The sequence below is a fragment of the Candidatus Hydrogenedentota bacterium genome (assembly GCA_012523015.1).
Taxonomy (GTDB): domain Bacteria; phylum Hydrogenedentota; class Hydrogenedentia; order Hydrogenedentales; family CAITNO01; genus JAAYBJ01.
This window is the reverse complement of record JAAYJI010000245.1, coordinates 1-5,997: the sequence shown is the minus strand read 5'-3', so window position 1 is coordinate 5,997 and position 5,997 is coordinate 1. Positions and strand designations below refer to the sequence as shown.

6 protein-coding genes are annotated in these 5,997 nt (G+C 48.3%); 2 read left to right on the top strand and 4 right to left on the bottom strand.

Translation table 11 applies throughout. The features are described from left to right. Together GX117_10650 and GX117_10645 are read left to right on the top strand one after the other, a co-directional pair. The coding region (locus GX117_10650; protein ID NLO33796.1) for a radical SAM protein at positions 1-802 on the top strand (802 nt) is incomplete at its 5' end. Positions 803-824: 22 nt separating this feature from the next. Continuing rightward, the gene (locus tag GX117_10645; protein NLO33795.1) at positions 825-1,316 is read left to right on the top strand and encodes a GreA/GreB family elongation factor; all 492 of its coding nucleotides are present in this window, start codon (positions 825-827) and stop codon (positions 1,314-1,316) included. Between the two features lie 41 nt (positions 1,317-1,357). Here the strand turns inward: GX117_10645 and GX117_10640 are convergent, their stop codons facing one another. The 4 genes from GX117_10640 to GX117_10625 all read right to left on the bottom strand — a co-directional run. After that, a complete protein-coding gene (locus GX117_10640) occupies positions 1,358-2,680 on the bottom strand; it encodes a PQQ-binding-like beta-propeller repeat protein (protein NLO33794.1) in 1,323 nt (440 codons plus the stop codon). A 119-nt stretch (positions 2,681-2,799) separates the two neighbouring features. After that, on the bottom strand, positions 2,800-4,227 hold the full coding sequence (locus GX117_10635) for an amidophosphoribosyltransferase (GenBank protein ID NLO33793.1): 1,428 nt from the start codon (positions 4,225-4,227) through the stop codon (positions 2,800-2,802). 177 nt (positions 4,228-4,404) lie between these two features. After that, positions 4,405-5,577 (bottom strand): galactokinase, encoded by a 1,173-nt coding sequence (locus GX117_10630; protein ID NLO33792.1) that lies wholly within the window; start codon positions 5,575-5,577, stop codon positions 4,405-4,407. A gap of 231 nt (positions 5,578-5,808) precedes the next feature. Then, a partial coding sequence (locus GX117_10625; protein NLO33791.1) for a nucleoside triphosphate pyrophosphohydrolase occupies positions 5,809-5,997 on the bottom strand: 189 nt, incomplete at its 5' end.

The window sequence follows — 5,997 nt, the reverse complement described above, 5'->3', positions numbered from 1 at the left end:
TTGTCGTTTTTGTTATCGGAATATGATTTCCAAAGAACTTGACGCCTATGAGGCTTTTCACGTTCTTGATCGACTTGCGGAAGGCGGAGTTCGAAAGATTTCGTTTACCGGTGGCGAAGCGTTGCTGTATCCGCATACGTGGACATTGATTGAGCATGCTCATAATATGGGGATTCGGACCTCTCTCATTTCTAATGCCCGTTTGTTGACTGACGACATGCTTGAAAAACATGCTGAATATCTTGACTGGGTTACCTTTTCATTAGAGGGCCCCAATGCTCAGATTCAAGCGACTATGACACGTCACGACCGGCACTTTGAGTGCATCACCGGCTGGCTGGGCATCCTGCAGCAACACTATCCCCATATTAACCGAAAAATCAACACGGTTGCCGCTTTACCTAATCACGAACATATCCCGAATATGATTCCTTTGATGCGTGCATTTGAGATTAACCGTTGGAAAATTCTTCGTTTCTTTCCGGTACGTGGTATTGCCCAACGTAATGCTGATGATTTCAGTATTTCGGATGAACAGTTCGAAGTTTTGCGCAACCGTCTTTTGGGCTGTGAAGGAAAAACCGTGAACTGGCTTGATGTAGAGGATCATAAAGATTTGGGCGACTCTTACGCCTCTGTATTGCCTGACGGCAGTCTTAAAGTTAACAACCGCGTCATAGGGAGTCTTTTGAAGAATCCTTTACTTCCTCTCTTAGAGCGTAGTGATTTTTCCATGAGTCGGCATGTTAAACGTACTGGCCGAATTTTGGAAAAAACCCCCGCTGTTGCGTGTGTATGTTAATATATATCGAAAGGAATGCTAGATGAATAAGCGTATTTATGCGGAAAAATTGGTTGAACATCATCACTCTATGCTTGAACGTGCCAAAGTGGCAAAAGAAGGCGCTCAAGAGGATGCCAATCAACATATGGGGCGTATTGAGTCTCGCTATGACACATTCCGTGAGGAAGCACAGTATCTTGCAGGAGGCCATGAGGCGCGCTGTTTGGAACTTGAAACCATTATTTTTGGGCTGAAACAGTTTCTTAATGGCTGTAAGGGATTGGATCAAGAGCTGGATTGTGGGGCTCCCGGTGCATTAGTTACCTTGGTAAATGGCGATGACATACCTGCATCCTACCTCTTGACTCCTCATGGCGGTGGTATTTCTTTGGAATTGGAAGAACTGACAATCCAAGTTATCAGTACGAAGTCTCCTCTTGGCTCTGCGATACTTGGTAAAAAAGCTGGTGAAGAGATAGTGCTGTCGGCGCCGGGGGGGCAACGAACTGTCCGCATTATTTCTGTGTGCTGACTGATGTTGCGGAGGCGTTGATCGTGCCCGCTTTGCGTTGTTTAGGGAGTTGGTTCTGCGATGCGGTAGAGATGGGTTTTCGTTCTCAGAATCAACGCGTTGCCATCTACTGCCGGCGATGCCAGACAACCGATGTCCAAGTTGTTTACGGCAACTTTTTCAAAGGTCGAAGAGGCGTTGAGTAGGGTGGTGCGCCCTTGCACATTGCAAAAATAGAGTTTGCCATTGGCACAAATAGGGGATGCCGTATAATTGCCGCCTATAGGCTTAGCCCATTTTTCCTCGCCGGTCTTGGCGTCTAAACAACTGACCAAACCATTGTTATTGAGTAGAAAGAGGAGTCCGTCGTAGAGTAAGGGAGAGGGCTCGTCAGGTACCGGTCGTCCTTCAACCTTCCAGACTACATGGCTGTCGGTCACATCGCCTTTGCCATCGGGCCGCATCGCCCAAATTGCGCCGCCGCTTCCCCGTCCCGTAGTCACGTAAAGGAGTCCGTCTTCATAGATCGGGCTGAGGGCAGGCGAATAGGCGGTGTTCCGTGCTTTCCATATTTCCTCGCCCGTTCGTGCATTGTACGCGAAGATGGTATAGGATCCCGGGCTGACCAGCAAGGGCATATCTGCTAAGGATAGTACGGTGGGCGTTGTAAAGGCTTTTCTCAAATCGCCCTCCCGTATGGGGATTCCCTTATCATCCAAGTCCAACCATTCTGTTGTACGGTCTGTTCTCCAGATGGTTTTTCCGGTATCTTTATCCAAAGCGGTGAGGTATTGTTGGTCTGCCCCGTCGAAGGTTAAGACCAATAAATTTTCAAAAAGTATGGGGGAGGATCCCGGTCCGCGGTAATGGCGGCAGGGCAAATCTTTCCGCTCCCAACGTATGGAAAAATCCTTCGTATCAAGGCAGGCGGTGCCATAGCTTCCGAAATGAATATAAACGCGCCCCGGTTCCATCACGCAAGAGGGGGAGGCATAGGAATTAACATCATTGCCCAATTCTTCAGGGGAGTCGCTATGAAAAAGCATTTCGTTGAATAGGATCGCGCCGGAATCGGCATCTATGCATAAGGCGTAGAAATCGTGTCCTTCTTCCGTTGCCGTAGTCAGCCAAATCTGACGGTCCAGGATGACGGGCGTAGACCAGCCGCGAAAGGGGATCTCTGTTTTCCAGGCAATATTTTCTGTTTCGCTCCAGTGTTGAGGAAGTTGGGCATGGTCGTTTGTATCAGGTACGATGCCATTTTCAAGGGGACCTCGAAAGTGTGGCCAATCTGATAGCAACGCTTCTTGACTGTGGAGATTGGCACTCATAAAAATACAACAGGTAAAACCTATGATTATACGTATTTGAAATCTTCTGGTCATGGCTATCTCCCTTTTAAGAGCGGTGCCGTGTTTTGCCCGAGCGAAATAAAAACAGGGATATTTAATCTTTCGGATAGATCTACAACCCTTTCCGTGCTGTGCATGAAAATGAAACGACTTTAGAAGGTCATTTGTTTTCCGTAACAGCCTTCGCATCCATCCCAGCAATAGGTACACAGTTTTTCTTTGGGAAGACCTATGGCTTTGACTAAATCATCCAAACGTTGGTATTTTAAGGTGGTCAGGCGCAACAATTGGCGTATGCGATCAATCATCGCTTCATGTTCTTCGGATTCGGGATCAGCATATTTTTCCAGATTGTTGTCCTGTCCTCCTTCAAGTTCGCGCAAATCACGCCTCGCGACCAAATCATGTTCCGATCTTGATCTTGAAAAATAGAGGTATTTACAGGAAAAGATCAACGGCGGACAAGCGGGGCGCATGTGTATTTCTCCTGCGCCGGCGCTGTAGAGCCGCTTGATCATATCGACCAGCTGGGTGCCCCGGACAATCGAATCGTCGCAGAAAAGGAGCCGTCTGTTTTGGACGAGATCGGGGACAGGGATCAATTTCATTTTGGCCACTTCGCTCCGAACCGCCTGGGTGGGGGGAATGAAGCTGCGTGCCCACGTGGGTGTATATTTGGTGAAAGGTCGTGAGTAGGGGATTCCCCGATGATTGGCATAGCCGATCGCATGGGCGGTACCGGAGTCGGGAATGCCGGCGACCAAATCGATTTCCTGATCATCGCGCGCAGCAATGGCGGCGCCACAACGGTAACGGGCGGCTTCCACATTGATATTTTCGTAACTGGAGGCGGGGAATCCGTAATACACCCAAAGAAAGGCGCATATTTGCAGATAGTTGCCGGGCGCTTTTTTCTGCTCAATACCTTCAGGTGTTAACAAGACAATTTCGCCGGGTCCCAAATAATGTTCGATAGTATAGTTGAGGTTGGGGAATGCGGCTGTTTCAAAGGTTGCCGCACAAGCTCCCGGTTTTTGACCGACAATGAGGGGCGTGCGTCCGAATTTGTCTCGGGCGGCGTAAATCCCTTCTTGTGTGAGCAGCAATATAGAACAAGATCCCTCAACCTTTTCTTGGACATTTGCGATGCCGTCTACAAAACTTGGTCCTTCATTGATTAGTGTCGCGACCAACTCTGTGGGATTAACGCCGCGGCTGCTCATTTCGGAAAAGTGAGTGATCCGTTTATGGAAGGCCAATTTCGTCAATTCTTCCAGGTTATTTATCTTTCCTACCGTGACGATAGCATAGGTTCCCAGATGAGAGCAGATAATAAGGGGCTGCGATTCATGGTCGCTAATGACACCGATACCGCCATTACCTTCCATGCCTAATATGTCCTGTTCAAATTTTGAACGGAACTGGGCATTGGAAATGTCGTGGATGTGGCGTTTAAATCCTTTATCGCCCAAAACAGCGAGTCCGCCGCGACTGGTGCCCAAATGAGAGTGATAATCAGTTCCATAAAATAAATCGTGAACACAGTCTTTTTCTGAGATCACGCCAAACAAACCACCCATATAAGACTCCTTCCGGATAAATAAGGTAACGCGTTGCGATCAAGGGTATACTAACCCACCAAAAGCGCTTTACACAAGGACGCCTTGAAAATCCGTTCAGCGTCACGAGAGTCGTGTGTTGAAAGCACTTTTTACTGAATAAAACATTTGAATTTTCGTACTGATCAGGCTTCCTGTTTATCCAAGCTGAATCAGTCCTGCGCCTTCGGCAGGTTTGGAAACATAGACCTCTCCGCTAATTCCGGTTTCTTCGCCGTATTGACGCATCAAATCTTCACAAAAGCGATCAACAGCGTCTTTGCGAACCAAATTTACAGTACATCCTCCAAAACCGGCTCCTGTCATGCGTGCGCCCAGACAGCCGGGTAAGCTGCGGCCTATTGCGGAGAGGGTATCCAATTCCGTACTGGTTACTTCATAGTCGACGCGCAAGCTTTCATGGGAAGCATTTAAAAGAGTGCCCAAAGCTTGTACGTCGCCGGCACGCATGGCTTCCCGTGCTTTCAAGCAACGGTCATTTTCGGTAATCACATGTTGGGCGCGCCGAAAGGGAATGTCCTGCAATTGATCACGAATGCTTAACAATTCGTCGTGCGTGTAGTCCCGTAATTTTTCGCCGGATTTATTCAAAAGCAGCTGTAATTTGTGGACGGCTTCTTTACACTCTTCGACGCGCTCATTATATTTGGATGCCGTTAAGCCTCGTGCGCAAGCCGTATTGGCGACGACAAAAACAAACTCGTCAAAAGCTATGGGAACGTTTTCTCCCGCATAGCTTCGACAATCAAGGAAGAGGGCGTGATCTTTTTGGGCGCTCCGTGAAATAAATTGGTCCATAATGCCGGTGCTCAGCCCTAGAAAATTATTTTCGACACGTTGCCCCAAAAGGGCGGCGTCTTTATCGGCGAATTTAAAATTTCCCAATGCTTCAAAGAAAACGAGTGCCGCCATTTCTAAGGCTGCGGAACTGCTCAGCCCACAACCGATGGGGACATCGCCCATGACCAGCAAATCTGCGCCGTGAACCGTTTTATCGAGTTTAAAAAGCTCATCGACGACGCCAACAATGTAATCTGTCCACGGGTCTTCAGGGTTGCGTACGCGCTTATCCAGATCGGCTTCTGCGTTGCGGTCAAGGTTGGACGCGTACATGCGTATTGTCCGATCCTTGCGCGGAAGTCCCACGATGACCGTGTCATATTCAATCGCCATCGGCAAGACGAAGCCATCGTTATAATCGGTGTGTTCTCCGATAATATTGACACGGCCCGGCGCGCGCGCCGCAACTTGCGGGGTTGTCCCGAATACATCGTTAAAGCTGTCTATTGCTTTATTAATGTCAATGCTCATTGTGTCCCGTCCAAAATGTTGAAGCGCCTCTGCATGCCATGTTTAGGGGAGCTGCAATCCTGCAAGACCCATACGTTGGTTTGTTGGAAAGCAGCGGAGGGCAAGGTTTGGGTTGCGCATGGTTAAGACTATTGTCGATCCTTAGCTTGTACCCTCTATTATGACTGAAATTCTGTGTCAAAAAAAAGTGCCGGGCCCTATTTTAATGTTTCCGAGGCTGGATGCTGTTGTTTAGATTTTACCTTCCCGTTCTTGTTGTTTGATCTTATCCCAAGAAATCACGGCTTCTTCCGGGGTCATTGCTCGGTCACTTCGAAAGACATGTTCATGGCGTCGAATCATTTTTTGATAGGCTCTTTCGAGTGCAGAATTTATGGTGAATCGGCCCTCTTCTTCTGCGGCAACCATGCAATTGACCAA

What these genes read in the sequence shown, in the direction of transcription:
- GX117_10640 (NLO33794.1), bottom strand. Translation starts at nt 2,680, where the DNA reads ATGACCAGAAGATTTCAAATACGTATAATCATAGGTTTTACCTGTTGT.
- GX117_10630 (NLO33792.1), bottom strand. Translation starts at nt 5,577, where the DNA reads ATGAGCATTGACATTAATAAAGCAATAGACAGCTTTAACGATGTATTC.
- GX117_10635 (NLO33793.1), bottom strand. Translation starts at nt 4,227, where the DNA reads ATGGGTGGTTTGTTTGGCGTGATCTCAGAAAAAGACTGTGTTCACGAT.
- GX117_10645 (NLO33795.1), top strand. Translation starts at nt 825, where the DNA reads ATGAATAAGCGTATTTATGCGGAAAAATTGGTTGAACATCATCACTCT.